We start from the raw sequence: 25,640 nt of genomic DNA, 5'->3' as shown, positions 1-25,640 counted from the left end.
GTGGATTCCTGTTTTTATATTTTTATTTGTAAGGCGTGTTGCTACTAATGCAAGGGCTTTAGTGATCAAAGGCCAGCTGCAAGTCATCCAGAGAAAGATGCCATTTTTTCAGCATGCGGCTAAATACCGCCAGCTCGGCATCGTTGATTTCTTCGTCTGATTTGGCTAAATCAAGTGATAGCGCCGCCAGTTGTAGGCGTTTTTTCGGCTCGGTGACGGTGTCGAGCAGCTCATCAATGCGCTCTTTATCAACCAGATGCACGGTGCCGTTTTCATCGGCTTCATCGCCGATGTCGTTACAGTAATCCTGCAGCACCTGAATAAAGCCTTTGCGTGAAATGCCCAGTACGTCATACACATGCAGATGTTCCAGCTCATCGATTTCTTCCGGATCGAAATTGCCGTCACAGATCATTTGCAATACCAGAATGCGGGCCATCGCTTCTGGGCTATTGATTGCGTATTTTTTCATGGTGTTATCCCTCGTGGTTCCAGTGCCGTGCGCAGTGGCGTTGGTAAACTACTTATTTTTCTGCGCTGATAATCAAAGGCAGCCATGCCGGTTCTAGCCTGGGCAATCGGGCGGCCTTCTTGGGTTACATCGTAATAAAGATCAAAGCTGGCGCGCCCAACTTCGGCGCAACCTAGGGCAATTTGCAGCGATTGCCCGTGAAATACTTCCTGGCGAAAACAAATGGCGACATCGGTCATGATTAAGCCCTTGCCACCTACATCCAGCTCATCGGCAAAACCCAATTGCTTGAGCCATTGCAGTCTGGCTTCGTGCAATAACGCCAGTAATGCGTCGTTGCTCAGATGCCCACCGTAATTGATGTCGCGAATACGAATTGTCAGCTCGGTGAAAAACAAATCGCATGTGGGTAAGCTTAGTTCAAATCGCGCCATCGGGGAAAAATAAGTACTTTCTAAAGTATCTGGTGTTGCAGTGTATGCGCAGGCGAAAACGGCTGGCAATACCGGCATTTCCCATCTGTTGCATCATTGGGCTGCTAGACTGAACGTACAGGAAATTTCTTGCTGGGGAGACCAATCATGTATACCCGAATTTTTGTCCCGATCGATCATAGCGAAACCAGTGATGCGGCGCTGACCGAGGCTTGCCGCCTCGCCAGTGAGCAGCATGCCACTTTGCGCCTGATTCATGTGATCGATCTGGCGCAATTTGCCTGGAGCGCCAATGAATTTCTGGATGTGCCGCAATTGCAGTCTTCGCTCAAAGAAAGTGGCGAGCATTTACTGCTTGACCGGGCAGCACAGGTACGGGCGCAGGGGCTTGAGGTGGAAACTGCGCTGCTGGAAATCTGGGGTGGCCAAATTGCCAAGGCCATTGTGGAGGATGCGGTACAATGGCAGGCTGATTTGCTAGTGATGGGCACGCACGGTTATGGTGGCCTCACGCATTTATTGCTGGGTAGTGTGGCCGAAGGTGTGATGCGCTATACCACCAAGCCGGTGCTGCTGGTGCGCGCGCCGCAAAACGCTGTTTAAACGAGTTCTGCATGTCGATTGAAATCAAAGCCCCTTTGTCGGTTACTGACCACCGTCGTGATATTACCGGAATGCGCTATGTGTATCCGGTGGTCTCGCGGCGAGCGGGTGGGGTTTCAATTGGTATTAATCTCAACCCCAATAATGCCTGTAATTGGGCTTGTGTGTATTGTCAGGTGCCCGATCTGCAGCGGGGGTCAGCGCCGGCGATTGATCTGGGCATGCTGGAGGCCGAGCTGACGGCATTGCTGCATGAGGTTGTGCATGGCGATTTCATGCAGTCGGCGGTGCCGGCTGAGGCGCGGCGACTGAATGACATTGCTTTCTCGGGCAATGGCGAGCCAACCACCGCGGCTGAGTTTTTATCGGTGATGGAGCTGGTGGCTGAAGTGCGAGCGCAATTTGCGCTAGATATTAAGACCGTACTGATTACCAACGGCAGTCAGCTGGATAAGGAGCCGGTGCAGGCCGGGATCGCGCGCATGGCGCAATTGCAGGGGGAGGTCTGGTTTAAGCTTGATCGGGCGCCCGAAGATGGTTTTGCCTTTGTAAACCAGATTAATTTGCGCGCCAGTCAGGTTGAGCGGCGCCTACGCGCAGCCGCTACCCTGTGCCCGAGCTGGATACAGACCTGTATGTTTGCGATGGATGGTCAGCTGCCAAGCGAGGCTGAGCTGGTAGCCTACTTGGCGTTTTTGCAGCGACAGTTGGCGGCCGGGGTGCCATTGGCTGGCGTGCTGCTGTATGGGCTGGCGCGGCCTTCACTGCAGCCAGCTGCGCCGCGCTTAAGTGCTGCGCCGGCAGGCTGGATGCAAGACCTTGCGACGCGTATTGAGGCGCTGGGTTTGCCGGTAAAACTCAGCGCTTGATTTGCTGCGGCTTATTCGCCGACCTGGGCGGATTTGCGAATCAGATCTTGCAGCAGGTTTGGCTGTTGCTCGCGCAGATAATTCAGCGCCTGAATTTCTTCTTTGCGCAGGGCGGCCAGATCAATCCCTTCTACATGGACGACGCGCAGTAGTTCACGCACGGGCTTGGGCATGGCGCGGCCGCTTTCATAGCGTGAGCCCCCACTTTGCGTCACGCCGATCTGACTCCAGAAGTCCTGTTGATTCATGCCAAGTTGTTTACGGATCTGTTTGGGATTCAGGGTGGTTGTCATGGTGTTCTCCTTAATGATGAGGCCAACGATTCCTCTATGCCGCATTGATAAATGTTGATGTCATCTTAAGAATTTTGACTCTGTGAGGCACGGCACTTTTGCAACTGCCCAGTGTTGAATATTGCCGAACTTAAAATGGAACTAAATCAAGGGCTAATCAGCGAATGCTAATTTGTTTGGCATATTGCGTCAAATCCCTATTGCGCTGGGTGATGTTTTTGTGCATATGACTTTGTCATTGCATTTCGGGTGATGTATTAGCCTGAGGGTTAGGCTAATACATCTTTGTGGTGCGATACGGGGAGGGGGTATTATTTAAGCTGCAAGCTGAAATCAGGCCTTTCGCTGCTAATCTCGTGCAGTAGATTTTCTATGGCTGACAGTTCATGTGGGCTGAGGTGCTGGCGCGCTTGGGTAAAATCCGGCCAATTGAGCTGCACCGGGCCGGCAAGATTGTTGGCGAGCAAGTCGTATAAGCCATCCAGATTGTGGCCAAAGGCCTCGTCGGCCGGGATTTGCGCGCCAATCTGTTGATAGAGCTCCGCAAGTGAATGCACATGGCAGAGGGTTAGCGTGGTGTGGCTTGGCATGCGGGCACCTCGGTAAAGGTCTGGTAATGATCAATGGTAATAAAGCGCGGGCCGTTGCCTTGGTAAACCAAGCGTTTGGCATTGCGCTTTTGGCCGTGGTAATCCAGGTCGGCCTCTTGGTAGCGCCCACTTGGTAGGCGTTGCTCGCGGTTGCCAAAGCGATCGCCGCCAATCGATTTGCCAGGTAGAACATCCCACAGGCTGCGGCCCGGCTGCCAGCCGGCCGCCTGGGCCTCGCGTTTGTTCACAAATTTGGGCGGCAGGCTTTGCGTTAGCGCGAGGCTAGTGAAGACTTCGTTGAGTTCTTGCGCATTGAGCTGGTGGCTGCGGGCAAATTGCTGCGCCAATTGGCTGCAGCTTGGCGTGGCGGCGCTAGCCCAGGTGCTTAGGCTCAGGCCGGCGATGGTCAGAAGAGTCAATAAGCGCGGCATAGGTTGGCTCGGGATTGGGGTGGGGTCATTATGCGCTGAATTGCTGGCTGGCGCAGAGGGATGAAGCCCTGAGATGGCGCGGCTTGGTTGTCGCAATACAGGGATTCCGCTACTATCAGGGGTTTCCCGATTGTCCCGATTGGCGATCCCTGCTATGGCAAAAACCCTGTACGACAAACTTTGGCAATCGCACGTGGTCCGCGAAGAAGCGGACGGCACTTGCCTGATCTATATCGACCGTCATCTGGTGCATGAAGTGACGAGCCCGCAAGCCTTTGAAGGGCTGAAACTGGCTGGTCGCCAACCATGGCGTAAAACCTCGGTGGTGGCCACGGCCGACCACAACACCCCCACCAATGAGTGGGACAAAGGCATTCAAGACCCGATTTCGCGCCTGCAGGTGGAAACGCTGGATGCCAATATCAAAGAATTTGGCGCGCTGGCGTATTTCCCATTTAAAGATCAGCGCCAGGGTATCGTGCATGTGGTTGGCCCGGAAAACGGCGCTACGCTGCCGGGTATGACTGTGGTGTGTGGCGATAGCCATACCTCAACTCATGGTGCTTTTGCGGCGCTGGCGCACGGTATCGGTACTTCCGAAGTTGAGCACGTACTGGCTACGCAAACGTTGGTTGCCAAAAAATCGAAATCCATGCTGGTCCGCGTGGATGGCCAACTGGGCTTTGGTGTAACTGCCAAGGACGTGGCGCTGGCGATTATCGGCAAAATCGGTACCGCTGGCGGTACGGGCTATGCGATTGAATTTGGTGGCGATGCCATTCGCAGCTTGAGCATGGAAGGGCGAATGACCCTGTGCAATATGGCTATCGAAGGTGGCGCGCGTGCGGGCATGGTCGCGGTGGATGATAAAACCATCGATTACCTGCAAGGCCGCCCATTCTCGCCAAACGCAGAGCAATGGGATGCCGCAGTCGCTTACTGGCGTACGCTGGTGTCTGATGAAGGTGCTGAGTTTGATACCGTCGTCACGCTGCGTGCGGAAGAAATCGAGCCGCAAGTCACTTGGGGTACCTCACCCGAGCAAGTGCTGGGCATTTCCGGCAAAGTGCCCAATCCAGCCGCCGAGAGCGATCCGGTGAAAAAAGGCAGCTATGAGCGCGCCTTGCAATATATGGGTTTGACCGCGGATACCCCGCTGGCGCAAATCGCCATTGATAAAGTCTTTATCGGCTCCTGTACCAACAGCCGGATCGAAGATTTGCGCGCAGCTGCGAGTGTCGTCAAAGGCAAGAAAAAGGCAGCTTCGGTCAAGCAAGTATTGATCGTGCCAGGTTCGGGCTTGGTAAAAGCCCAAGCCGAAGCTGAAGGCCTGCATCAGATCTTTATCGAGGCCGGGTTTGAATGGCGTGAGCCGGGCTGTTCGATGTGTCTGGCCATGAATGCCGATCGTTTGTCACCTGGTGAGCGTTGCGCTTCGACTTCAAACCGCAACTTTGAAGGGCGGCAAGGTCAGGGCGGGCGTACGCATCTGGTGAGCCCAGAAATGGCCGCCGCCGCCGCGATTGCCGGTCATTTTGTTGATGTACGAACTTTTGCCTAAGGAGTGCGCATGCGTGTCATTTTGTTCGGTGTGTTACTGCTGAGTCTGACCGCGTGTAACACCATTTCCGGAATCGGCAAAGACATTAAAAAAGGTGGCGAAGCCATCGAAAAGGCAGCGAAATGAAACCGTTTACTCAACTGGATGGGCTGGTGTGCGCGATGGATCGTGCCAACGTCGACACCGATGCCATTATCCCTAAGCAATTTTTGAAATCGATCAAACGTTCAGGCTTTGGCCCGAATCTGTTTGATGAATGGCGCTATCTGGATCACGGCGAGCCGGGTATGGATAACAGCCAGCGTCCGCTCAATCCGGATTTCGAGCTCAATCTGCCACGCAATCAAGGCGCGCAAGTCTTGTTGGCGCGTGATAACTTTGGCTGTGGTAGTTCGCGTGAGCACGCGCCATGGGCGATTGAAGATTTCGGCTTTCGCGCACTGATTGCGCCAAGCTTTGCCGATATTTTCTTTAATAACTGTTTCAAAAATGGTCTGCTGCCGATTGTGCAGCCTGCGGCCGTGGTTGATCAGTTGTTCCGTGAAGCGGCCAGCGAAGGTTATCGCTTAAAGATTGATTTGCCAGCGCAAACCATCACTACCCCAAGCGGCGAGCAATTCAGTTTTGAAATCACCGAGCATCGCAAACATTGTTTGCTCAATGGTTTGGATGAAATCGGCCTGACTTTGGCGCATCGGGATGAAATCGCGGCTTTTGAAGCGCGGCGTAAAGCCGAGCAGCCGTGGCTGTTTGCCTAATTAATTGAGCCCCGACACAAATTTGGGGCTTAATTTTTAGACTTGATCAATAAATATGACCGGGTTTTATCGTATAGTTTCACGGTCAAATACACACTTGGAAAGTAAACCCATGATCCTGCATAAATTTAAAAATTCGAGCGATCTTGATCGTGCTGCTGCTGACCTGATCATTTCCATGGTACGTGCCAAGCCTAATGCAGTGCTGGGTATGGCCACCGGTGGTACTCCAGTTGGCCTGTACAAAGAAATCGTGAAAACCTACCAGGCAGGTCTAGTGAGCTTTGCTCAAGCTAAAACGTTCAATCTGGATGAATACGTGGGTCTGCCAGTGACTCACCCAGAAAGCTATCGCAATTTCATGCAGCGCAATCTGTTTGATCACATCGATATCAAAGCGGAAAACACCCATGTACCGAACGGCAATGCCGCCGATGTGGATGTAGAGTGCCGTGATTACGACCGCATGATGTTCGAGCAAGGCCCGGTTGATCTGCAATTGCTGGGTATTGGCCACAACGGCCACATCGGTTTTAACGAGCCAGATACGCAATTGTCACGCGGTACTTACAAAGTAACGCTGAAAGAAGAAACCCGCGAAGCCAACAAACGCTTCTTTGACAGCATTGATGATGTACCCACTCACGCCGTGACCATGGGTATGGGTTCGATCATGCAAGCCAAAGCAATTTTGCTGGTAGTGAAGGGCGCTGAAAAAGCTGCCATCCTGGATGCAACCCTGAATGGCCCGATCACCACGCAAGTGCCAGCTTCATTGCTGCAAACGCACCCACGCGTGATTGTGATGACTGATTGCGACGTTGATTACAAAGTATCGTTCTAAGCTGGCCTAGCCCAGTGAGCAAAGAGGGGCTTGCCCCTCTTTTTCACGTCGGCGGCAGTTTTTTTTTGCTAGGGGTATTGGGCTGTAAGCCAATCTAGATCAATACTGCAGACCTATACCCATTAGTATTTTGCATTGACACTCAACACCACGACGAGAGCATTATGAAAGTTCTGATTCTGCCCGGTGACGGCATTGGCCCCGAAATTGTTGCTCAGGCGAAAAAAGTCCTGCTGGCGCTGCAGCAAGATGGCCTGGCGCTGGAGCTGCAGGAAGCCCCATTGGGTGGCGCAGCTTATGATCAATACGGCGCGCCGTATCCAGAATTCACGCAAAAACTGGCGCGTGAAGCCGATGCGATTTTGCTCGGCGCCGTGGGTGGCCCACAGTACGACCAGCTGGAGCGCCCGCTGCGCCCAGAGCGTGGCTTGCTGGCCATCCGCAAAGATCTGAACTTGTTTGCCAATCTGCGCCCCGCGATTCTGTACCCGGAATTGGCCAATGCTTCCACGCTGAAGCCAGAAGTGGTGTCAGGCCTGGATATCCTGATTGTGCGCGAGCTGACCGGCGATATTTACTTCGGCCAGCCACGTGGTATTCGCACCAATGAAGCGGGCGAGCGTGAAGGCTTTAACACCATGCTGTACGCCGAAAGCGAAATCCGCCGCATCGGCCATGTGGCTTTCCAGGCGGCGCAAAAGCGCGGCAAACGCCTGTGCTCAGTGGATAAAGCCAATGTGCTGGAAACCACCGAATTCTGGAAAGAGATCATGACTGATCTAGCCAAGGAATATCCGGATGTCGAGCTGAGCCACATGCTGGTGGATAATGCCGCCATGCAGCTGGTGAAAGCGCCGAAGCAATTCGATGTGGTGGTCACCGGTAATATCTTTGGTGACATTTTGAGCGATGAAGCTTCTATGCTGACCGGCTCAATCGGCATGTTGCCAAGCGCCTCGCTCGACGCCAACAACAAAGGTCTGTACGAGCCAAGCCATGGCTCGGCGCCCGATATTGCTGGCAAAGACGTGGCCAACCCATTGGCGACGATTTTGTCGGTCGCGATGATGCTGCGCTACACCTTCAATAACGAAGCTGCCGCGCAACGCGTAGAAAACGCCGTGAAAAAAGTGCTGGCCCAAGGCCTGCGCACGGCCGATATCTATGAAGCGGGTACGACCAAAGTCGGCTGCTCGGCGATGGGTGATGCGGTGGTGGCGGCGCTGTAAGGTCGTGCGCCGTACCGTTTGTAAGCCAAAAAAGAGCCTTGCGGGGCTCTTTTTTACTGCACAGCGTATGCTAAAACTTGCCAGCACAGTTTGGGAGAACGCCATGAAAGCCGGTTTAGTGGTCCTTGGGGTCGTGGCCAGTGTCTGGATGAACACGGCGCACGCCGAAGACATCACGCTCACCTTGCAAGAATATCCGCCCTATATGGGCGATGCCTTGCCGCACAAAGGCTTGCTTACCCGCATTGTGGTAGCTGCATTTGCGCAGCAAAAAATCACCGCCAAACTGGTGGCGGTGCCGAATAAGCGTGCGATTGATGGGGTGCGCATGGGCTTGTATGAGGGCGGTTTTGGCTGGGCCAAAAACCCCGAGCGCGAAAAAGACCTGATCTACACCGACCCGATTTTGTCGCTGAGCATGGTGTTTTGCCAAAAGCGCGGGCGCGAAATCAGCTGGAAAAAACTGCCCGATCTTGCCACCTATCGCATCGGTATTACCTCGGGCAATTTTTACTCGGATGAATTTGATAATCTGGTGAAGGCCGGCGTATTAAAAGTAGACGCCAGCAATAGCGACGTGAGCAATCTGCGTAAACTCAATGCCGGTTATATCGATGTCTTGCCGATTGATGTCGAAGTTGGCCCCTATCTGATCGCGCAAAATCTGGGCGAAGACGAGCGCAAAAATATCGTGTGCCCGCCGCAAGCCTACTGGAGCGCGCCGCTGCATGTCGTGCTTGATCGCAAAAACCCCAAATCCCCGCGCTGGGCGACTGAATTTAATATTGGCCTGCGTAAATTGCTGGAAAGTGGCCAGCTCAATACCTTGCTCGATCAGGCGCGTAAAGACATTAATCAGGCCAAATAAGCGCCCACCCAGCCTGTGCCGCGCAAGGTGGGTAGGCTTGCGCCGCGATCAAAGGTAAAATACCTACTCACCGCACCGGCCAGCAGGTCGCGTGCGGTTGTTTTATTTGGATACCTGGAGTGAGTATATGTCTAAAGCCATTTCTGTTGCGCTCGTCGGTGCAGATACCCCCGCAGCTCAAACTGTTCTGGATGTATTGGGCGAAATGCCGATCCAGCTTGGCGCGCTGTACCCACTCGCCGATGACGAAGAAGCCGGCACGCTGGAGCTCAATCAGCAAGTGCTGCCTATTCTGGATCTGGAAACCTTTGATTTTGCCCATGTGGATGCGGCGCTGTTTGTGGGCGAGCCGGCGCTAGCCACCCGCTATGCGGCGCAAGCCGCCAGCGCGGGCGTGGCGGTGATTGATCTGACTGGTGGTGCTAATGCGCCGGTGGGCGCGGCCAGGCGCGGGCAAGTGGTGAGCCTGCCGCAAGTGGTGACCTCGATGATTACAGCCGCGCTGGATGCACTGAAAACCGCGGCAGCGCCTGAGTTTGTGGCGGCCAGCGCGCTGCTGTCGGCCTCGGGCGAAGGCAAAAACGCGATTGAAACGCTGTCGATGCAAACGCGGCAACTGTTTGCCCAGCAGGAAGTTGAGCTGGGTGGCTATCCCAAGCGCTTGGCCTTTAATCTGCTGCCGGTGACCGATGCTGAAGCCATCAACCGGGTGCAACAGGAAGTGGCGGCCGCAGGCCTGCCCTTGCATAGCCTGACCCTGACGCACGCGCCAGTGTTCTTCGGCCATGCCGTGAGCCTGAGCGTACGCCTGGCCCAGCCACAAACCCGCGCGCAAATCGAAGCCGCGCTGCAGGCCTCGCCAGCGCTGTTTTTCCTGCAAGTGGACGGCGCCGCCGGCATCGCTACCCCGCAAGATGCAATTGGCGCCGACAAAATCTGGGCGAATCAGCTGCAAGTATCGAACGATGGCCTGACGGTCACGCTGTGGCTGGTGGCCGATAATGCCCGCTTGCCAGCTCGCGCAGCAGCCTTGCTGCTGGCCCTGCTGTAATCCGGTGTATAACTCGTTCGCCTGAAAGCAAAAGCCCCGCACCGCGGGGCTTTTTGTTTTTGTGCTTGCACGCGCAGGATCGCACAGTTGCGACGGACAGAGGCCTTGCGAGCGCTAAGCTGCCTTAGCTGGTATGTTGCTCTAGGGTATAGCGCGCTCCGCCATCAATACCAAGGTGTTGCACCAGATACGGTAGGGAGGTTTGTAGTGATTCGGCCAGCGTCCACGGCGGGTTAAACACAAACATGCCACTGCCGTACATGCCAAAACCATCGGCGCGCGGGCTATGGACGGTGAGGGCCGCATGCAGCCAGCCTTTGGCCGGCAGTTTTTTCAGTTTATCCAGCATCTGCTTGACTTCAGGGCGCGAGAGCTCCGGATACCAGATCGCGTACACGCCGGTGGCAAAGCGCTCCAGCGCCAGCTTCATGGTGTCGACTACGCGCACATAATCGTGTTTGTCTTCGTACGGGGGGTCGATCAGCATCAGCGCGCGACGCGGCGGTGGTGGCAAAACGCCTTTGATGCTGGCAAAGCCATCGGCATGCTGCACCTGGGCCGCGCGCCCGGCGCTGGCAAAATTGTCGCTCAAGAGTTGCACATCGCTGCTGTGCAGCTCAAACAGCCGCAATTTATCGTCGCTGCGCTGCAAGGCCTGAGCCACATAGGGCGAGCCCGGATACAGCTGCAAACGCTCGCCCGGATTAAGTTCGCGCACGATCTCGACATAACGCTGTAGCGGCGCGGGCAGGTCTTGGCGTTGCCAGATACGGGCAATGCCGGTGTTGTACTCGGCGTTTTTGGTGGCGTAGCCTTCGGTCAGCGAATACACGCCGGCCCCGGCGTGGGTATCGATATACCACCACGGCTTGTCTTTCTGGTTTAGATAATCCAGCAGCAAGGTTTGAACGGCGTGTTTGAGCACATCGGCATGGTTGCCGGCGTGAAAGGCGTGGCGGTAACTGAGCATGGGGCACCTGCAGAACAATCGCCTATTTTAGCGCTAAACCGCAGTGCCCACCTAACTGCCTGCGCAGCGGCCATGCGCGCCAGTGTAGGTACAAGTGACATTCCCAGCGCAAAACCGCACCGCGCGGGCGCATTGTGCTTAGAATGGCTTATGGCTTTATCGTGAGGTAGGCATGGGCTGGTTGCTAATCGGGCTGAGTCTGTTGTGTTTGGCGCTGCTGGTGTACGCCTGGCGCGCCCGCCGCTTGCGTCGGCGCTATCAGGCGCTGGTGGATAGTATTCCCGATCTGGCGTGGGTCAAAGATCGCGAGGGACGCTTTGTGGTGGTGAACAAAGCCTTTTGCGATATCTGGCACATCGCCGATGCCCGCCAGCTGTTGGGGAAAGACGATTTTTTCCTTTCGCCGCCGCATCTGGCGCAGCGCTATCGCGAAGATGATTTGCGCATCGTGGAATCTGGCGAAGCAATCCGCCAGGAGCATCCGTTTGAGCATGTAGAAGACGGCCAGCGCTGGATGGAGCTGATCAAAGTACCGGTGCGCGAGGGGCGGCAGGTGATTGGCACAGCCGGCATTGCCCGCGATATCAGCGAGCGCAAACGTGCCCAAGAGCAGCTGCGCTGGCTGGCTGAACATGATCCGCTCACGCGGCTCTATAACCGCCATGCGCTGGAAAACCAGCTGGCCGAATGGGTACGCAGCGGGCTACCGTTTGCGCTGTGGTTGATCGATCTGGATCATTTCAAACGGATTAACGATGCGCTTGGCCACGCCGCGGGCGATGCCGCGCTGGTGCAAATTGGCGAGCGGCTGCAATCGATTAGCGAGCAGGTGTTTCGCCTGGGTGGCGACGAATTTGTCTTGCTGGCGCCGCAGGCGCAATTGGCCTTGATTGATGAAGCGCTGGGGCGCTTTTTGAGTGAGAGTATCCGGATTGAAGAGTTGGATTTTCCACTCGGATTCACCGCGGGGCGTGTCAGTTTTCCGGCCGATGGGCACAGCGGCGGGCAATTGCTCAAGCATGCCGATGTCGCGCTCTATCAGGGCAAGGCCGCCGGGCGTGGGCGGGTAAGCGGTTTTCAGGCCATCATGGCGCAAGACGCGGTGCGCCAATTGCAGCTCGAACGTGAATTGCGCCAGGCGCTGGAGCGTGGCGAATTTCGCCTCGTGTATCAGCCACAAGTGCGGCTGACAGATGGGCAGGTGACTGGTTTTGAAGCACTAATTCGCTGGTATCAGCCCTTGCGCGGCGAGATTAGCCCGCTGCAGTTTATTCCCTTTGCCGAGCAAACCGGCATTATCGCCGCGATTGGCGATTGGGCGCTGGAAGAAGCCATGGCGCAGCTGCAAAGCTGGGCGGCGGCTGGCCAGCCTTTACTGCCGGTGGCGGTGAATGTCTCGGCGCTGCAGTTAGCCCATGGCCGTTTTGCCGAAAGCGTGATCGCGCGCGTGCAGGCCTTACCGCCCGCTTTGCAGCCTTTATTGCAGCTGGAGCTGACCGAATCCACGCTGATGGACCAGCATGCCTGGCAAGCGCTGCAGCAGCTCACCGCGGCGGGGATCGCGATACATATGGATGATTTTGGTACCGGCTACTCGAACCTGGCGATGTTGTCGCGCCTTGCGCTCAGTAAGCTCAAGTTTGATCGCAGCCTGATCAAGAATATCCCCGACAATCAGGCCCAGCAGCAGGTATGCCGCGCCTTGCTTGATCTGGCGCGAGCGCTACAGCTTGAAGTCGTGGCCGAAGGGGTGGAAACGCCGGCCGAAGCCGACTGGCTGGCGGCGCAAGGGGTGGATTACGCTCAGGGCTACTGGTTTAGCCGGCCGCTGGAGGCTAATAAGGTGCCAGCCTATTTGCAGGCTGAAGGTATGTTGCTGTAGCTACTGATTTATATTGATTTTGGGGCGATACCTGCCTAGGTATTGCGCAGCGCCCGCTGCGGTGAGCGTACAAACAGGCCACCGAACACCCGCACACATAGATACACCCATTGCGCCAGCAGATACGACATGCCATCGGCTAAACACAGGCTGCGTAAAAGCTGATCGGCCTCGCGCCGGTGGGGCTTTGCCGCCAGCGCGCCTTCCCGAATTAACTGGTACAGCGCATCATGCACCAGCGAGCCGCGCACAATACTGGGTAAATCCGGCATCGGGCCGCTGGCGCCATCCCAGCTGTAATGCGCCGCAATGGCCAGTGTGCCATCTGGGTGCAGGCGCAGAAAGCCATTGCCCACCGCCTCTAGCGGGCGCAGCGGGGTGAGGAGCTGATAGGGGGTATCCAGCGTGTATTTATAGGTGCGCCGGCGGCGATAAAACGCCGGCATTACTGGCCCTGCCGTTCGGCAATGGCCTCGGCCCAATAATTGATATTGCTTTCGGTAATGGCCTGATAGTCATTGATAAAGCCTTGCAGCACATCGTCTTCAATGGCTTGCAATTCGGCGGTGAGGTAAATCAGCCGATCCCGTAGCGCACGCAGCTTCAGGTGAATGGTGTTGTTGCGCATCCAGTATTCTTCGATATTCAAAAAACTGGCAATCCCGCCCAATAACGTCATCAGCGCCCCCAATACCAAGGCGATATTTTTGGCATAGGGCGTCAGCCATGGCCATTCCAGCCCCAGCACCACGGTGGAAGCCGCCGCGAGGGTCAAGAGCGAGAATTTGAGGGTATAGGTGGTTTGCTTGAGCTGCTGGCTTTTGCGCTCGCTATAGCGCTGATGGCGGATGATTTTGCTGAGCAAAAATCGCACCCGGATATCCGGATGCTGCGTAATGATCTGCGCGGTGATGTCGTGATCCATCATTTTGATGTAAGTGAAAACCCCATCATAACAGTGCCGTTCGCGCATGGACGCTCCTGACGCACTGCAGTAGCATGCTCGCAACGATTTAAAAACAAAAATAGGGAGTCAACCATGTGGCGCGCAAAACGCTATCTGGGCGTAATGTTATTGATGGTTTGGGGGGTGGTTACGCCTGCCGCTTGGGCGGGTAATCAGGCGCTGGCGGTCAGTCCAAGCGTAGTGCATGGTGAGTTGCCAAATGGGGTGCGATATTTCATTAAACGCAATCTGCAGCCAGCAGGGCAAGTACAGGCCCACCTGCTGGTGAATGTGGGATCGGTGCACGAACAAGATCAGGAATTAGGCTTCGCCCATTTGCTGGAGCATCTGGCTTTCCGGGGAACCCAACACTTTACGCATGAGCAGATTAAAGCATTGCTCGAACGCGAAGGTGTGGTGGCCGACTCGAATGCCCATACCTACCCAGAATATACCCGCTACGAATTATCACTCAAACCCGCGCAAATGCCAGCTGGCTTGCAATTGCTGGCCGATTGGGCCAGTCAGGGTATCGCCTTTGAGGATGCACATTTTCAAGCCGAACAGAAAATTGTGTTGGCCGAAGAGATTACCCGCAGGGCTAGTGCCAAATATTGGCAAAGTGTCTACGACTCGCTCATCCCCGATTCGGTCTATGCCCGGCGACTGCCCATTGGTGACAAGGCGGTAATTCGTGCTGCAAGCTTGCAAAAAGTGCGGCAGTTTTATCAGCGCGAATATCAGGCTCAGCGCATGGTGGTGATGGTGGCAGGGGATATCGACCCGCAACAGATTGAGCAGCAGATTAAAACGCTGTTTGCTCCTTTAGTGCGTGGCGAAGCCGCGGCTGAGTTTAAGGCCACCTTACCCTTGCAGCCGTTGCAGCAGTTTGTGGATCGTGACTTAGGCATTGCCCAATCGACCTTGCAATGGTCGTGGCGGCTTGGGCAATTAGGGCAGGGCTATGATCTGCAGACTGCTTACAGCGATGAGGTGATCGCCGGAATCTTGGAAAAACGCCTATTGCAGCGTTCGCTTCAGACCGAAAGTGCGCTGCAGCGGCTCGAAATGGATCAAAAACCGGGGGGGGTCATCCCCAACCGGGAGATTGAACTATCGTTTGAGCTTGAGGTGAAGGACAACCGGCTGAAAGATGGACTGCGCGAGATGTATCAGGAATTTGTACGCGCCAAGCAGCATGGGTTTACAGCCGAAGAAATTGCAGCGACTGCAGCGCAGCTCAAGCGGGAGAGCGCTCGTGTGTTCAGCAATGAAAGCTGGGTAAATCGGATGCTGAATCATGTGCGTTATGGTTATCCCTTGATCACACCGGAAGAGCGTCAGCAATTGCGTGAGCAGCTGGCGGCCAAGGTTACGCCTGAGGGCCTGCAGCAGCGTTGGAAAGATCTGCTCGATGCCAAAGGGCAAATGGTCTTTGTATTGCAACCGAGTAATCTCGTGTCATTCACCAGTTTTTCGCTGTCTTCGTTGCAGAGCATGATGGCTGAAGTTCGGGCGCAGCAACTGCCGGCCTTGAATGGAAAAGGGTCAGCATCTGCCGCGGCAGGGCTAGTGCCGCAGACGATCAGCCGGCAGAGTGTTGATGCCGCCACTGGGGGAGTCACCTTTTACCTGCCCAACGGGATAGAAATATTGGTGATCCCCGCCAAAACGCCGAGCAATAAAATCGCGCTCTCCGGTTTTTCACCCCTAGGCATTGTGCATTTACAGGATAAAAAACTGTACCGCGCGGCCTTGGTGCTACCGTATGTGCATAGCAAGGTCGGCTTTGGTGGCTTAAGTTCAGCCGAATACCAGCAATTTTTACGCGAATACTCGCTCACCATGGGTGCCGACTTTAATCCCGATTCCACCCAAATTGCAGCCACTTCAGTGCCGGATGGTTTGGAGGGCTTGTTGCTCGGCCTGCGTTATTTCCTGCAAGGGCCAAAATTTGATGCTGCGGTATTGGATGAAAGCCAGAAAATGGCGTATCAAAGCTATTACAGCGGGACTAACTCTCTCTATGCCTCGCTGAGTGAGAGCCGCTACGGCGAGAATTGGCCTTATAAAGAGGATTGGTACAGCACGGATTTTGAAGCCAATCTGGCGCAATTACAGGCTGTACAGCAAAAACTGTTGGGTAATCCGGCTCAATTCAAATTTGTGTTGGCAGGCGTAGAGCCCAAGCAAGCTCAGCCCTTGCTCGAAAAATATCTCGCTAATTTGCCTGTGACAGCGGCAAATACCGAGCCTGCCAAGGCTGGGCAGAAATGGCTGGGATTAAATTCACCCTCGCAAGTCAAACAGCGTATTCGCGGTAGCACAGCATGGCGGGTCTTACAGGTTGATGTGCCATTAGCGGCCTCACAAGATAACTTAATGCTGGGGCTGGCCCTGAGCGAAGTGATTCATGATGCGCTGAATCAGGCTTTGCGTGAGGTGGCTGGTGATGTTTATGGCGTGCAATATTCGACAGCGCTAAGCCCAGCACAAGGCATGTTAATGACTTTTGAATTCAAGCATGACGATGGGCGTTGTTCGGAAGTAGTGGCTTCGGTGGAACAGGTGTTGAAAAAGCTCTTCAAAGAACCGCCCACGGCTGCAACGGCCGAATTAACCAATACCAAAATGAATCAGATGCTGGAGCGAATTGCCCGTGATCCGGTATGGCGGGCGTATTGGGTTTCGCGCAGCTGGATGTGGAATGGTACAGGTGGGAGTGTTGCTATGCAGGAAGTAAACTACACGCCGGCCCAGCTTCATCAGTATTTGCAGGATTGGCTCAAGCCCTCTCGCTGGACTTCTGGGACGTTTAATTGTCGCAATGAAGTGAAATTCGACAAATTATTAGCTGAGCAATAACAAAAAGCCCCAGCCAAATAAGGCTGGGGCTTTTGCTTGCGAGCTAAAAGACACTTAGGTGTATTGTAATTCGCGCGCCTTGCCCCAGAACACCCGATACGAGTAGATGGTGTAGCCAATGATGGTCGGCAGCACGATCGCGGCGCCAAAGAGCATGATGAGCAGGGCTTCGGGGCTGCTGGCGGCTTGCCAGATGGTGAGCTGATCGATCACCAGATGCGGGAAGATACTGAACACCAGCCCGAAAAAGCACAGCGCCACAATCCCGACCGTGGCCGCAAAGGGTAGCCAGCAGAAATTATCATTGCCTTGCTGCTGGCGCTGGGCGAGTTTGGGTAGGCTGTATGCCATTACCGCAAACAGGGCGATCGATACCAGTGGCACCGGGGCCAGCAGGAAGAAGTTCGGCAGGCTAAACCACAGCTCAAATACCCGCGGGCTGATAGCCGGGGTGGCCACCGACACCAGCAGTGCTGCCAGCGCGGCAAAACCTAAGCTGGCTTTGGCCCAGCGCACGGCGCGTTGTTGCAGATCGCCGGTGGATTTCATAATCAACCAGCCGGCGCCAAGTAGGGCATAGGCGGCGATCAGGCTTAGGCCCACCAGCAGGGCAAAACCCCAGGCGGCCCAGCCCGGCGCAAAGCCGGTGAGATAGCGCCCCAGCATCACGCCCTGCGCTACCGTGGCCAAGAGTGAACCGACGAAAAACAAGCGATTCCACAGCGGCTGGTGCTGCGCTTGAGCTTTCACGCGAAAATCAAAAGCCACCCCGCGCAAAATCAGCCCCAGCAGCATCAGCGCCACCGGCAAATACAGTGCAGTGAGAATCACACCGTGCGCCAGCGGGAATGCCACCAGCAATAGGCCCACCCCCAGTACCAGCCAGGTTTCGTTGGCATCCCAGAAGGGGCCAATCGCGGCGATCATCTGATCTTTTTGTGGGGTATCGCTCGCTAGCTCAAGCAAAATGCCGACGCCAAGGTCATACCCATCCAGTACAACATAGGCAAACATCGCCACCACCATCAGGGCGGCAAAAATTACTGGTAGCCAATAGGCCAGATCAATGCCCGTCATGATGTCACTCCTCAAGCTTTGGCTTTGCGGGCCAGGTAAAAGACCACCGAAATGTATGAGGCGAGCAAGAACACATACAGCGCCAGATACATGATCAGCGTGCTCAAGATCATGCCGCCCGCTACATTAGAGGCCGCATCAGCAGTTTTGAGTACGCCTTGCACTAGCCAGGGCTGGCGACCGATTTCGGTCACATACCAGCCGGCCACGGTGGCAATCCAGCCGCTAAAGGTCATGCCGATCAACACGCGGCCCAGCCATGGGGCTGGCTCGCCCACCCGGCGCAGTTGCCAGGCGGCCAGCCAGCTGGTGAGCAGCATCAGCACACCCACGCCCACCATCACCCGGAACGACCAGAATACTTTCGCAACTGGCGGATGCTCGCCCACAAACTCATTCAGGCCTTTGATTTCGCCATTCAGATCATGCGTCAGAATCAAGCTCGCCAGTTTCGGGATGCCAATGGCGTAGTCATTGCTGCGCGTTTCGCTATTGGGCAGAGCGAACAGCAACAGCGGCGCACCGCGCTCGGTGTGCCACACCCCTTCGATGGCTGCTAGCTTGGCCGGCTGGTGTTTCAGGGTATTCAGGCCATGCATATCGCCGACAAAAATTTGCAGCGGGATCAAGAGCGCCGCCAGATACACGCCGGTTTTCAGGCTGGCATGGACGCCGCCGGTGCGCTGGCCAGCCAGCCAGCGATACGCCGAAACCCCAGCCAGTAAAAACGCTACCGTAAGGCCAGAGGCCAGCAACATATGGGTGAGGCGATAAGGCATGGATGGATTGAAAATCACCGCCAGCCAGCTAGTCACATGGGCTTGGCCATTGATCATTTCAAAGCCGGCCGGGGTTTGCATCCAGGAATTAAGCACCAAGATCCAGAATGCCGACAGCGTCGTGCCGCCAGCCACCAACACGGTGGCTACCGTATGCATCCGGTTGGAGACCCGTTGCTGGCCAAACAGCATAATCCCGAGGAACGTCGCTTCTAGGAAAAACGCCGTCAGCACTTCATAGGCCAATAGCGGCCCGGCGATATTACCCACCGTTTGCATATAGCCCGGCCAGTTGGTGCCGAACTGAAAACTCATGGTAATGCCGCTAACCACGCCCAGCGCAAAAGTCAGGGCAAAGATTTTTACCCAAAATGCATAGGCATCCAGCCATTTGGCTTCGCCGGTGGCATTAAAGCGCAGCTTGAAAAACAGCAGCACCCAACCGAGCGCAATGCTGATGGTGGGAAACAAGATATGAAACGTGATATTGGCGCCAAATTGAATGCGGGCCAATAACAGCGGATCGAGCACACTGGCATCGGGTGGCATGGTCTATTCCTCCTTGCGGGCGGCTTCTTGGCCGATAAAGGGCAGTTTTTGGGTAAACAGTAAGAACTTTTGCACCTGCGCGCCGAGCTTCATCAGCTTTTCCAGCGTTTCGACATCCAGTTTTTGAATATCGCTAAACCAGCTGGTCACCAGATCAATCAGCCCATGCATTTCGGCCATCCGCGCCTGCGCATAGCGTTCGGCGTCGTTGCCCGGCTCTTCCATCAGCGCCCCGCGCAGCATGGTGAGGGTCGGCTCCACTTCGCGCTTGCGGCGCTCTTCGGCCAGGGTTTGAAAAATCGCCCACACGTCTTCCGGGGTGGAGTAATACTCGCGCCGATCGCCGGGAAAATGCTGCAGCTTTACCAGCCGCCACGATTCCAGCTCTTTGAGCCCCATGCTGACATTCGAGCGCGAAAAGCCCAGCGCCTCGGCCATTTCGTCGGCATTGAGTGGTTTTTCACTAACAAACAGCAGCGCATAAATCTGCCCCACAGTGCGATTAATGCCCCAGCGGCTACCCATTTCGCCAAAGTGCAGCACGAAAGATTGGATCAAAGGTGTGAGCTTCATAAACGTTTTGAATTTTCAGTAATCTTTGAAATTTGATCTGGATCATATTCCAGCGGGGGTGAGCTTGACAATGGGCTGCCCAAAAATTAGGCGATTGTATTTTGCTATCTGGCTGATTGATAAAAACTAAAATGCTGGCGATTGACTTTGTCATATTCGCGTCAGGCAATGGCAGGGCGATTGGGCTACAATGCGCGCCAGCCAAGGTGAGGCGCGCAGCAATCGCTGCCCGCCTTTAAACGGGAAACAGGTGAAAAGCCTGTACTGCCCCTGCAACGGTAAATCAGTGTAGTCGGTCATGCGCTCAGCGCAGCCACTGTTCGCATCGCGAATGGGAAGGCGACCGATCGGCCCGCAAGCGGGTCACTGATCAGTCCGGATACCGGCCTCGGTGGCTGCGCATTGGCGCAGCGAAACGCACGGCAGGGTGCCCGCGCGCGTGAACTCAGGATCGTTCGATCCGGCTAACGCGTGGCCTCTGTCGGTTTTAAACAGCAATACACTGTGGGTGTATTGCCGGAGGCCCTAATGAATACGCGTCTTTCCCAGTTATACCTCGTAGTTTTATCGACCTTTCCGCTGCTGGCCCAGGCCGCAAACACCGCCGAGCCGCTTGAAGAAATCGTGGTTACCGCATCGCGCATTGCCCAGCCCGAGCGCGAAGTCATCGGTGATGTGACGGTCCTGACCGCAGCCGAGCTGGCCCGCGAAGGCCAGAGTAGCCTGCCTGAAGTGCTGGCGCGCCAGCCCGGCATTCAAACCGCCAGCAATGGCGGCCCGGGCAAAGCGATGAATCTGTTTATCCGTGGCGCCAATACCAATCAAAGTATTGTGCTGATTGATGGGGTGCGCGTGGGTTCGGCCACCACCGGCACGGCTGCGCTGCAGAATATCCCGCTGGCGCAGATTGAGCGCATTGAAATCCTGCGTGGCCCTGCGGCCAGCCTGTATGGCGCTGATGCCATTGGCGGGGTCATCCAGATCTTTACCAAGCGCGGCCAAGCCGGTATGCAACCGGCCATTAGCTTAGGCATGGGCACGCAAGACAGCCTGCAAGCCAGCGCCAGCCTGAGTGGCGGCACGGCTACCACCCGCTATGCCGCCAGCGTGAGCCATTACAAAACCGACGGCATTAGCGCGCTGGTGCTGCCTAAATACGCCAAGTACAACAGCGATGCCGATGGCTATGAAAATACCAGCGGCTCGTTGAGCCTGAGCCATCAGCTGGCCACAGGGCATGAGCTGGGCGCCAGCCTGCTGGTGGCCGATAGCGAAAGCCATTACGACAACGCCTACGCGCCGAAGGTTTACGATTATCGCGATGAAAGCACCAGCGGCGCGCTGCAGGTGTACAGCAGCAATCAATTTACCGAGCGTTGGCATAGCCGCCTGCAAGTGGGCCAAAGCCTCGACAATAGTTACACCTATGCGCCGGCCGCGACTGCGGCCAAAGAGCGAAGCCAGTTTAAAACCCTGCAAACTCAAATAAGCTGGCTCAATGATATTCAATTCGGCCCGGGCACGGCCACCTTGGGTGCCGAGACGCTGAATCAGGAAGTCTCTGGCACCACCAAATACGATGTAGATCAGCGCCGCATTAATAGTTTCTTGGGTGGCTATCTGGCCAAGCTGGGCCCGCTGAGCCTGCAGGGTAATCTGCGCAGCGACGATAACTCGCAATTTGGCCGCCAAACCACCGGCAGCGCAGGCGCGAGCTATCAGCTGAGCGAGCAGTGGCAACTGGGTGGTAGCTACGGCACCGCTTACAAAGCACCGACCTTTAACGATCTGTATTTCCCCAATTACGGTAATCCGCATCTGAAACCGCAAGAATCAGCCGGTGGCGAGCTCTTTACCCGCTATCGTGGCGATGCGCTGCAGCTGAGCCTGACGGGCTATCGCAATACAGTGAAAAACTTCATCCTGACCCGCACCAATACCGTCAGCAATGTCGAGCGCGTGCGCCTGCAGGGGATTACGTTCACCGGCGATTGGCAGAGCGGCAACTGGCTGGCCGGCGTGAGCTACGACTACCTTGATGCCAAAGATCTGCAAAAAGATCAGCAACTGGCGCGGCGCGCCAAGCACAGTGCTTTGGCCTATGCCGGCTATGCAGCCGATGGCTGGCAGCTGCGTGCGGAAGTGCAGGGCCAGAGCAAACGCTATGACGACATCTATGGCGTTGGCCGCGTGACGCTGGCGGGCTATGGCGTGGTGAATCTGAGCGCCGATTACCAGCTGAACAAAGACTGGAGCGTGAATGCCCGGGTGAATAATCTGTTTGATCGCGATTACACCCAGGTTTACGACTACGGCACGCTGGGCCTGAATGGCATGCTGACGCTGCGCTGGGCACCGCAAAAGTAAGCCATGTTGTGGTTCGCCCCCCAATTACTGCTGCCGGCCTTGTGGCTTGCGCTGGTGCTGGAGGCGCTGTGGGGTGAGCCCCGGCGCTGGCACCCGCTGGTCGGCTTTGGCCGTCTGGCGCAGTGGCTGGAGCAGCGGTGCAATACCGGTAAGATGGGTATTGCCCGGGGGGGCTTATGTGTTCTGATTTTGGTGGTGATACCTGCAGGGGTATTTGCGGCTGGCTTAGGGCTATTGCAGACTCAAGCCCAGTCCATGCCCCTGAGCGCCAGCCACTGGGCGAGTAGCGCGGCGGCGGTGTTGGGGCATGGGTTCTTGCTGTGGTTTGCGCTGGGCGCCCGCAGCCTGCATGAGCATGTGATCGCCATCTGGCGGCCGCTGCAGGCGCGCGATTTACCCGCGGCGCGGGCGGCTTTGCAGCGGATTGTTAGCCGCGATTGTGCCGCGCTGGAACACCCGGCCATCGCCCGCGGCGCGATTGAATCCACGCTAGAAAACGGCGCCGATGCGGTGTTTGCCACCCTGTGCTGGTTTGTTTTGTTGGGCGGGCCGGGCGCGCTATTGCACCGGCTAGCCAATACCTTGGATGCAATGTGGGGCTATCGCACGCCACGCTTTAATCAGTTTGGCCGCGTGGCGGCGCGGCTGGATGATGTGCTCAATTTTATTCCCGCCCGCGTTACGGCGCTGAGCTATGCGCTGCTGGGCCAAACCCGGCTGGCGCTACATTGCTGGCGGCGGCAAGCCCCAGAGTGGGATAGCCCGAATGCCGGGCCGGTGATGGCCAGTGGCGCCGGCGCGCTGGGCGTCGCCTTGGGCGGGCCGGCGGTTTATCATGGGCGGCTGGAAGAGCGCCCTACCTTGGGTGCCGGCCGGGTGCCGCAGGCTGCCGATGTGCGCCGCGCGCTGTGGCTGGTGCAACGCTGTTTTGCCTTGCAACTGGCACTGGCGGTGCTGTTGCTGGTGCTGCAGTGGTGGTGGGGATGATGCCGTTTAACCCTGCGCGGAAATACAACTAATGTCGCAATTACTCACGGGCCAGCCCCCGCGCCATGGTGGCAATATGGCCACCATCATGGCCAATTTTGGCGGTAGCCGGGCCGACTGGATCGATTGCTCGACCGGTATTGCCCCATATAGCTATCCGCTGCCGCCATTGCCGGCGGCGGTGGTACAGCATCTTGCCCACCCGGATGCCAACTTTCACGCTGCGGCGGCCGCGTATTACGGTGTGGCCGAGGGACTGCCGGTGGCGGGTAGCCAGGCCGCGATTGCCGGCTTGCCGATTGTACGGCTGCAGACCTGCGGGCGCGCCCGGGTCGGGGTGCTGCGCGGCGCGTATGCCGAGCATGGTTGGCGCTGGCAATTGGGTGGGCATCAGGTGAGTGCACTGGCGGCGGATGCGATTGCGGCGGCCATCCCCGCGCTGGACGTACTGGTGCTGGTGAACCCGAACAACCCCGATGCCCGCAGCTGGCCGAGCGCCACGCTCCTAGACTGGGCGGCGCAGTTGTCGGCGCGCGGTGGCTGGCTGGTGGTGGATGAAGCCTTTATCGATGCGCCCGCACTGGCGGGTAGCCAAACTAGCTTGCTGACCGCCGGTGAACAGCCGGGGCTGATTGTGCTGCGCTCGGTGGGGAAATTCTTTGGCCTAGCCGGTTTGCGGCTGGGCATGGTGTACGCGCCGGGGGCTATCCGCACCGCGCTGGCGCAATGGCTGGGGCCGTGGGCGGTGAGCGGCCCCGCGCTGTGGGCGGCGCAGTTGGCCTGGCAAGATCGCGACTGGCAGCAGGCGCAACTGGCGCGGTTGCAAGCCGATCAGGTCTGGCTGAGCGAAACTTTGCAAGCGCATGGCCTCACCGTTGCGGCCAGCCATCCGCTCTTGCAGTATTGCCCGGTGAGTGCCGATGTCATTGATCAGTGGGGGTATGCGTTGGCAAGTCAGAAAATCTATGCCCGCGTATTCAATACCCCCGATGCCGGCTCCAGCGCACTGCGCTTTGGCCCGGTGGCCGAGGCCGACCGCGTGCGCTTTGCCAGCCGCCTCGCCGCTGCGCAAGCGCAAATCGGCCCTGCCGACCCCCATTAAGGAAACCGCATGAATGATGTGACTACCGCGCCGGCTCAGCCCGCCGACCTCCAGCCTGCACCAGTCGAGATTGCCGCGCCCGCCACCTGTGGCAGCGCCGGCCCGCAGCGCATCGCCTGCCTAAGCAGCGAAACGGTGGAAGTGTTGTATGCCTTGGGCCAAGCGCACCGCATCGCCGGCATTACGGCCTTTGCCCGCCACCCGGCCGGGGTAACCAAGCTACACCCGATCATTAGCGGCTTTTCGACCGCCAAGGCGGAAAAGATTTTTGCCGTGCAGCCCGATCTGGTGCTGGCGTATTCCGGCCTGCAGGGCGAAATTGTGAAAGAGTGCATTCAGGCTGGGCTTGAAGTGCATTTTTTCAATCAGCGCAGCATCGCCGGTATTTTGGGCATGATTGCCACTTTGGGCCGGCTGCTGGATTGCCAGCCGCAAGCGCAAGCGCTGATTGCTGAGCTGAACTCGACGCTCGCCGCCGCCCGCGCGCAGGCCGCGACCTTGCCGCGCCGGCCGCGGGTGTATTTCGAAGAATGGCATAGCCCGCTGTATAGTGGCATCCGCTGGGTCTCCGAGCTAATCGAAATCGCTGGCGGCGAGGATATTTTTGCCGCCCGCTCAAGCGCGGTGGCCGCGAAAGATCGCACGGTGAGTGCCGACGAAGTCATCGCCGCCGCGCCCGAACTGATGATCGCCAGCTGGTGTGGCCAGCCGCTAGACCCGGCCCAAGTGTATGAGCGAGCGGGCTGGGCGGCCGTGCCGGCGCTGGCGCGCCAACAAGTACACGAAATAGCCAGCCATGATTTGCTGGTGCCCGGCATTACCGCGATTACGCGCGGTTTGCCGCAATTACAAACCCTGATTACTGCTGTTGCCCTGGAGCCTGCTGCATGAGCCAAGACACTACCCGCGAAGCGCGCCACGCCGCGCGCATGGCCCGTAAAAAAGCCATTATCGATGCGCATATTGCCGAAGCCAACCTCGATACCGGCATTCTGATTTTGCTCACCGGCAATGGCAAAGGTAAATCATCCTCGGCTTTTGGCATGGTGGCGCGCGCGATTGGCCACGGCATGAAAGTGGGCGTGGTGCAATTTATCAAAAACCGCACCGACACCGGCGAAGAAGCCTTTTTGGGCAAACACTGCGATTGGCATGTGATGGGCGATGGCTTTACCTGGGAAACCCAGAATTTTGCCGCCGACCAAGCCCGCTCCGAAGAAGCCTGGGCGCTGGCCGCGCAAATGCTGAACGACCCAAGCTACGACGTGGTGGTGCTCGATGAGCTGACTTACTGCCTCTCGTATGGCTATCTGGATAAAGCCAAGGTGATTCGCGATCTGGAATCACGCCCCGAGATGCAACACGTGGTGGTGACCGGCCGCGCCGCAGTGGCCGAATTGCGCGAGATTGCCGATACCATTACCGAGCTGCAAGACGAAAAGCATGCGTATCGCGCCGGGATCAAGGCGCAGAAAGGCTTGGAATGGTAAACCCACTGGGGGTATGGCTCACTATGCCTTGCCCGCACTTGCGTCAGGAG

At 56.8% G+C, this 25,640-nt stretch carries 27 protein-coding genes and 1 riboswitch; of the genes, 16 read left to right on the top strand and 11 right to left on the bottom strand.

Annotated elements, in window-relative coordinates; translation table 11 throughout:
* Positions 1 to 58 precede the first annotated feature (58 nt).
* Complete coding sequence (locus QV747_RS05605; RefSeq protein WP_028450709.1) at positions 59 to 472, bottom strand: TerB family tellurite resistance protein; 414 nt, start codon at positions 470 to 472, stop codon at positions 59 to 61.
* A complete protein-coding gene (locus QV747_RS05600) occupies positions 469 to 906 on the bottom strand; it encodes a thioesterase family protein (RefSeq protein ID WP_028450708.1) in 438 nt (145 codons plus the stop codon). The genes QV747_RS05605 and QV747_RS05600 overlap by 4 nt, the downstream gene beginning before the upstream one ends.
* Positions 907 to 1,053: 147 nt before the next feature.
* Between QV747_RS05600 and QV747_RS05595 the strand changes: the two genes are divergently transcribed.
* A complete protein-coding gene (locus QV747_RS05595; RefSeq protein WP_273430257.1) occupies positions 1,054 to 1,509 on the top strand; it encodes a universal stress protein in 456 nt (151 codons plus the stop codon).
* Between the two features lie 11 nt (positions 1,510 to 1,520).
* On the top strand, positions 1,521 to 2,378 hold the full coding sequence (locus tag QV747_RS05590; RefSeq protein WP_273430255.1) for a radical SAM protein: 858 nt from the start codon (positions 1,521 to 1,523) through the stop codon (positions 2,376 to 2,378).
* An 11-nt stretch (positions 2,379 to 2,389) separates the two neighbouring features.
* Here QV747_RS05590 and QV747_RS05585 read toward each other — a convergent pair whose 3' ends face one another.
* The 3 genes from QV747_RS05585 to QV747_RS05575 form a co-directional block, all read right to left on the bottom strand.
* The gene (locus QV747_RS05585; RefSeq protein WP_034619846.1) at positions 2,390 to 2,671 is read right to left on the bottom strand and encodes a DNA-binding transcriptional regulator; all 282 of its coding nucleotides are present in this window, start codon (positions 2,669 to 2,671) and stop codon (positions 2,390 to 2,392) included.
* Between the two features lie 311 nt (positions 2,672 to 2,982).
* Complete coding sequence (locus QV747_RS05580; protein WP_273430253.1) at positions 2,983 to 3,261, bottom strand: barstar family protein; 279 nt, start codon at positions 3,259 to 3,261, stop codon at positions 2,983 to 2,985.
* Positions 3,240 to 3,692: a ribonuclease domain-containing protein gene (locus tag QV747_RS05575; protein ID WP_273430251.1), complete on the bottom strand. Its 453-nt coding sequence runs from the start codon at positions 3,690 to 3,692 to the stop codon at positions 3,240 to 3,242. Before QV747_RS05575 ends, QV747_RS05580 begins: the two co-directional genes overlap by 22 nt.
* Positions 3,693 to 3,846: 154 nt before the next feature.
* Between QV747_RS05575 and leuC the strand changes: the two genes are divergently transcribed.
* The 7 genes from leuC to QV747_RS05540 all read left to right on the top strand — a co-directional run bounded on the left by leuC (position 3,847) and on the right by QV747_RS05540 (position 10,003).
* Complete coding sequence (gene leuC / locus QV747_RS05570; protein ID WP_028450702.1) at positions 3,847 to 5,253, top strand: 3-isopropylmalate dehydratase large subunit; 1,407 nt, start codon at positions 3,847 to 3,849, stop codon at positions 5,251 to 5,253.
* A gap of 9 nt (positions 5,254 to 5,262) precedes the next feature.
* The gene (locus QV747_RS05565) at positions 5,263 to 5,379 is read left to right on the top strand and encodes an entericidin A/B family lipoprotein (protein ID WP_156129093.1); all 117 of its coding nucleotides are present in this window, start codon (positions 5,263 to 5,265) and stop codon (positions 5,377 to 5,379) included.
* A complete protein-coding gene (gene leuD, locus QV747_RS05560) occupies positions 5,376 to 6,011 on the top strand; it encodes a 3-isopropylmalate dehydratase small subunit (protein WP_028450701.1) in 636 nt (211 codons plus the stop codon). Before QV747_RS05565 ends, leuD begins: the two co-directional genes overlap by 4 nt.
* 112 nt (positions 6,012 to 6,123) lie before the next feature.
* Complete coding sequence (gene nagB / locus QV747_RS05555) at positions 6,124 to 6,855, top strand: glucosamine-6-phosphate deaminase (RefSeq protein WP_028450700.1); 732 nt, start codon at positions 6,124 to 6,126, stop codon at positions 6,853 to 6,855.
* Between the two features lie 164 nt (positions 6,856 to 7,019).
* Entirely contained in the window at positions 7,020 to 8,084 is a 1,065-nt protein-coding gene (gene leuB / locus QV747_RS05550) for a 3-isopropylmalate dehydrogenase (RefSeq protein WP_273430249.1), read from the top strand.
* A 103-nt stretch (positions 8,085 to 8,187) separates the two neighbouring features.
* Positions 8,188 to 8,952, top strand: coding sequence for an ABC transporter substrate-binding protein (locus tag QV747_RS05545; protein WP_169721088.1), 765 nt, complete (start codon positions 8,188 to 8,190; stop codon positions 8,950 to 8,952).
* Between the two features lie 127 nt (positions 8,953 to 9,079).
* Positions 9,080 to 10,003, top strand: a complete 924-nt coding sequence (locus QV747_RS05540; protein ID WP_273430248.1) for an Asd/ArgC dimerization domain-containing protein — start codon at positions 9,080 to 9,082, stop codon at positions 10,001 to 10,003.
* Between the two features lie 124 nt (positions 10,004 to 10,127).
* On the opposite strand, the gene QV747_RS05535 is transcribed toward QV747_RS05540, so the two are convergent.
* A complete protein-coding gene (locus QV747_RS05535) occupies positions 10,128 to 10,973 on the bottom strand; it encodes a 23S rRNA (adenine(2030)-N(6))-methyltransferase RlmJ (RefSeq protein ID WP_273430246.1) in 846 nt (281 codons plus the stop codon).
* A 172-nt stretch (positions 10,974 to 11,145) separates the two neighbouring features.
* On the opposite strand from QV747_RS05535, the gene QV747_RS05530 reads away from it, so the two are divergent.
* Positions 11,146 to 12,855, top strand: coding sequence for an EAL domain-containing protein (locus QV747_RS05530; protein ID WP_273430245.1), 1,710 nt, complete (start codon positions 11,146 to 11,148; stop codon positions 12,853 to 12,855).
* 35 nt (positions 12,856 to 12,890) lie between these two features.
* Here QV747_RS05530 and QV747_RS05525 read toward each other — a convergent pair whose 3' ends face one another.
* Entirely contained in the window at positions 12,891 to 13,301 is a 411-nt protein-coding gene (locus QV747_RS05525) for a hypothetical protein (protein ID WP_273430243.1), read from the bottom strand.
* A complete protein-coding gene (locus QV747_RS05520) occupies positions 13,301 to 13,828 on the bottom strand; it encodes a DUF4231 domain-containing protein (RefSeq protein WP_273430242.1) in 528 nt (175 codons plus the stop codon). The genes QV747_RS05525 and QV747_RS05520 overlap by 1 nt, the downstream gene beginning before the upstream one ends.
* 66 nt (positions 13,829 to 13,894) lie before the next feature.
* Between QV747_RS05520 and QV747_RS05515 the strand changes: the two genes are divergently transcribed.
* Positions 13,895 to 16,666 (top strand): M16 family metallopeptidase, encoded by a 2,772-nt coding sequence (locus QV747_RS05515; RefSeq protein ID WP_273430241.1) that lies wholly within the window; start codon positions 13,895 to 13,897, stop codon positions 16,664 to 16,666.
* 54 nt (positions 16,667 to 16,720) lie between these two features.
* On the opposite strand, the gene QV747_RS05510 is transcribed toward QV747_RS05515, so the two are convergent.
* Genes QV747_RS05510 through QV747_RS05500 form a run of 3 tightly spaced genes read right to left on the bottom strand, consistent with a single transcriptional unit; the run spans position 16,721 to position 19,644 of the window.
* Entirely contained in the window at positions 16,721 to 17,743 is a 1,023-nt protein-coding gene (locus QV747_RS05510; RefSeq protein WP_273430240.1) for a cytochrome d ubiquinol oxidase subunit II, read from the bottom strand.
* Between the two features lie 11 nt (positions 17,744 to 17,754).
* A complete protein-coding gene (locus tag QV747_RS05505; protein ID WP_051259084.1) occupies positions 17,755 to 19,071 on the bottom strand; it encodes a cytochrome ubiquinol oxidase subunit I in 1,317 nt (438 codons plus the stop codon).
* Positions 19,072 to 19,074: 3 nt separating this feature from the next.
* Positions 19,075 to 19,644: a GbsR/MarR family transcriptional regulator gene (locus QV747_RS05500; RefSeq protein ID WP_273430239.1), complete on the bottom strand. Its 570-nt coding sequence runs from the start codon at positions 19,642 to 19,644 to the stop codon at positions 19,075 to 19,077.
* Between the two features lie 187 nt (positions 19,645 to 19,831).
* Positions 19,832 to 20,050: riboswitch (cobalamin riboswitch) on the top strand.
* Between the two features lie 122 nt (positions 20,051 to 20,172).
* Between QV747_RS05500 and QV747_RS05495 the strand changes: the two genes are divergently transcribed.
* From QV747_RS05495 to cobO, 5 genes are read left to right on the top strand one after another with little or no spacing between them, the layout of a single operon-like run.
* Positions 20,173 to 22,011 (top strand): TonB-dependent receptor domain-containing protein, encoded by a 1,839-nt coding sequence (locus QV747_RS05495; RefSeq protein ID WP_273430237.1) that lies wholly within the window; start codon positions 20,173 to 20,175, stop codon positions 22,009 to 22,011.
* 3 nt (positions 22,012 to 22,014) lie between these two features.
* Positions 22,015 to 22,998, top strand: a complete 984-nt coding sequence (cbiB, locus tag QV747_RS05490; RefSeq protein WP_273430235.1) for an adenosylcobinamide-phosphate synthase CbiB — start codon at positions 22,015 to 22,017, stop codon at positions 22,996 to 22,998.
* A 31-nt stretch (positions 22,999 to 23,029) separates the two neighbouring features.
* A complete protein-coding gene (locus tag QV747_RS05485; protein WP_273430234.1) occupies positions 23,030 to 24,100 on the top strand; it encodes an aminotransferase class I/II-fold pyridoxal phosphate-dependent enzyme in 1,071 nt (356 codons plus the stop codon).
* A 9-nt stretch (positions 24,101 to 24,109) separates the two neighbouring features.
* The gene (locus QV747_RS05480) at positions 24,110 to 24,991 is read left to right on the top strand and encodes an ABC transporter substrate-binding protein (protein WP_273430232.1); all 882 of its coding nucleotides are present in this window, start codon (positions 24,110 to 24,112) and stop codon (positions 24,989 to 24,991) included.
* Positions 24,988 to 25,590 carry a cob(I)yrinic acid a,c-diamide adenosyltransferase gene (cobO, locus tag QV747_RS05475; protein WP_273430231.1) on the top strand — a complete coding sequence of 201 codons (603 nt, stop codon included), beginning with the start codon at positions 24,988 to 24,990 and terminating at the stop codon, positions 25,588 to 25,590. Before QV747_RS05480 ends, cobO begins: the two co-directional genes overlap by 4 nt.
* Positions 25,591 to 25,640: the final 50 nt, after the last annotated feature.

It is taken from the genome of uncultured Chitinibacter sp., assembly GCF_945957625.1.
GTDB classification, from domain to species: domain Bacteria; phylum Pseudomonadota; class Gammaproteobacteria; order Burkholderiales; family Chitinibacteraceae; genus Chitinibacter; species Chitinibacter tainanensis.
Note: the sequence above shows the minus strand (reverse complement) of the source record. Positions and strands in the feature narration are given on the sequence as shown.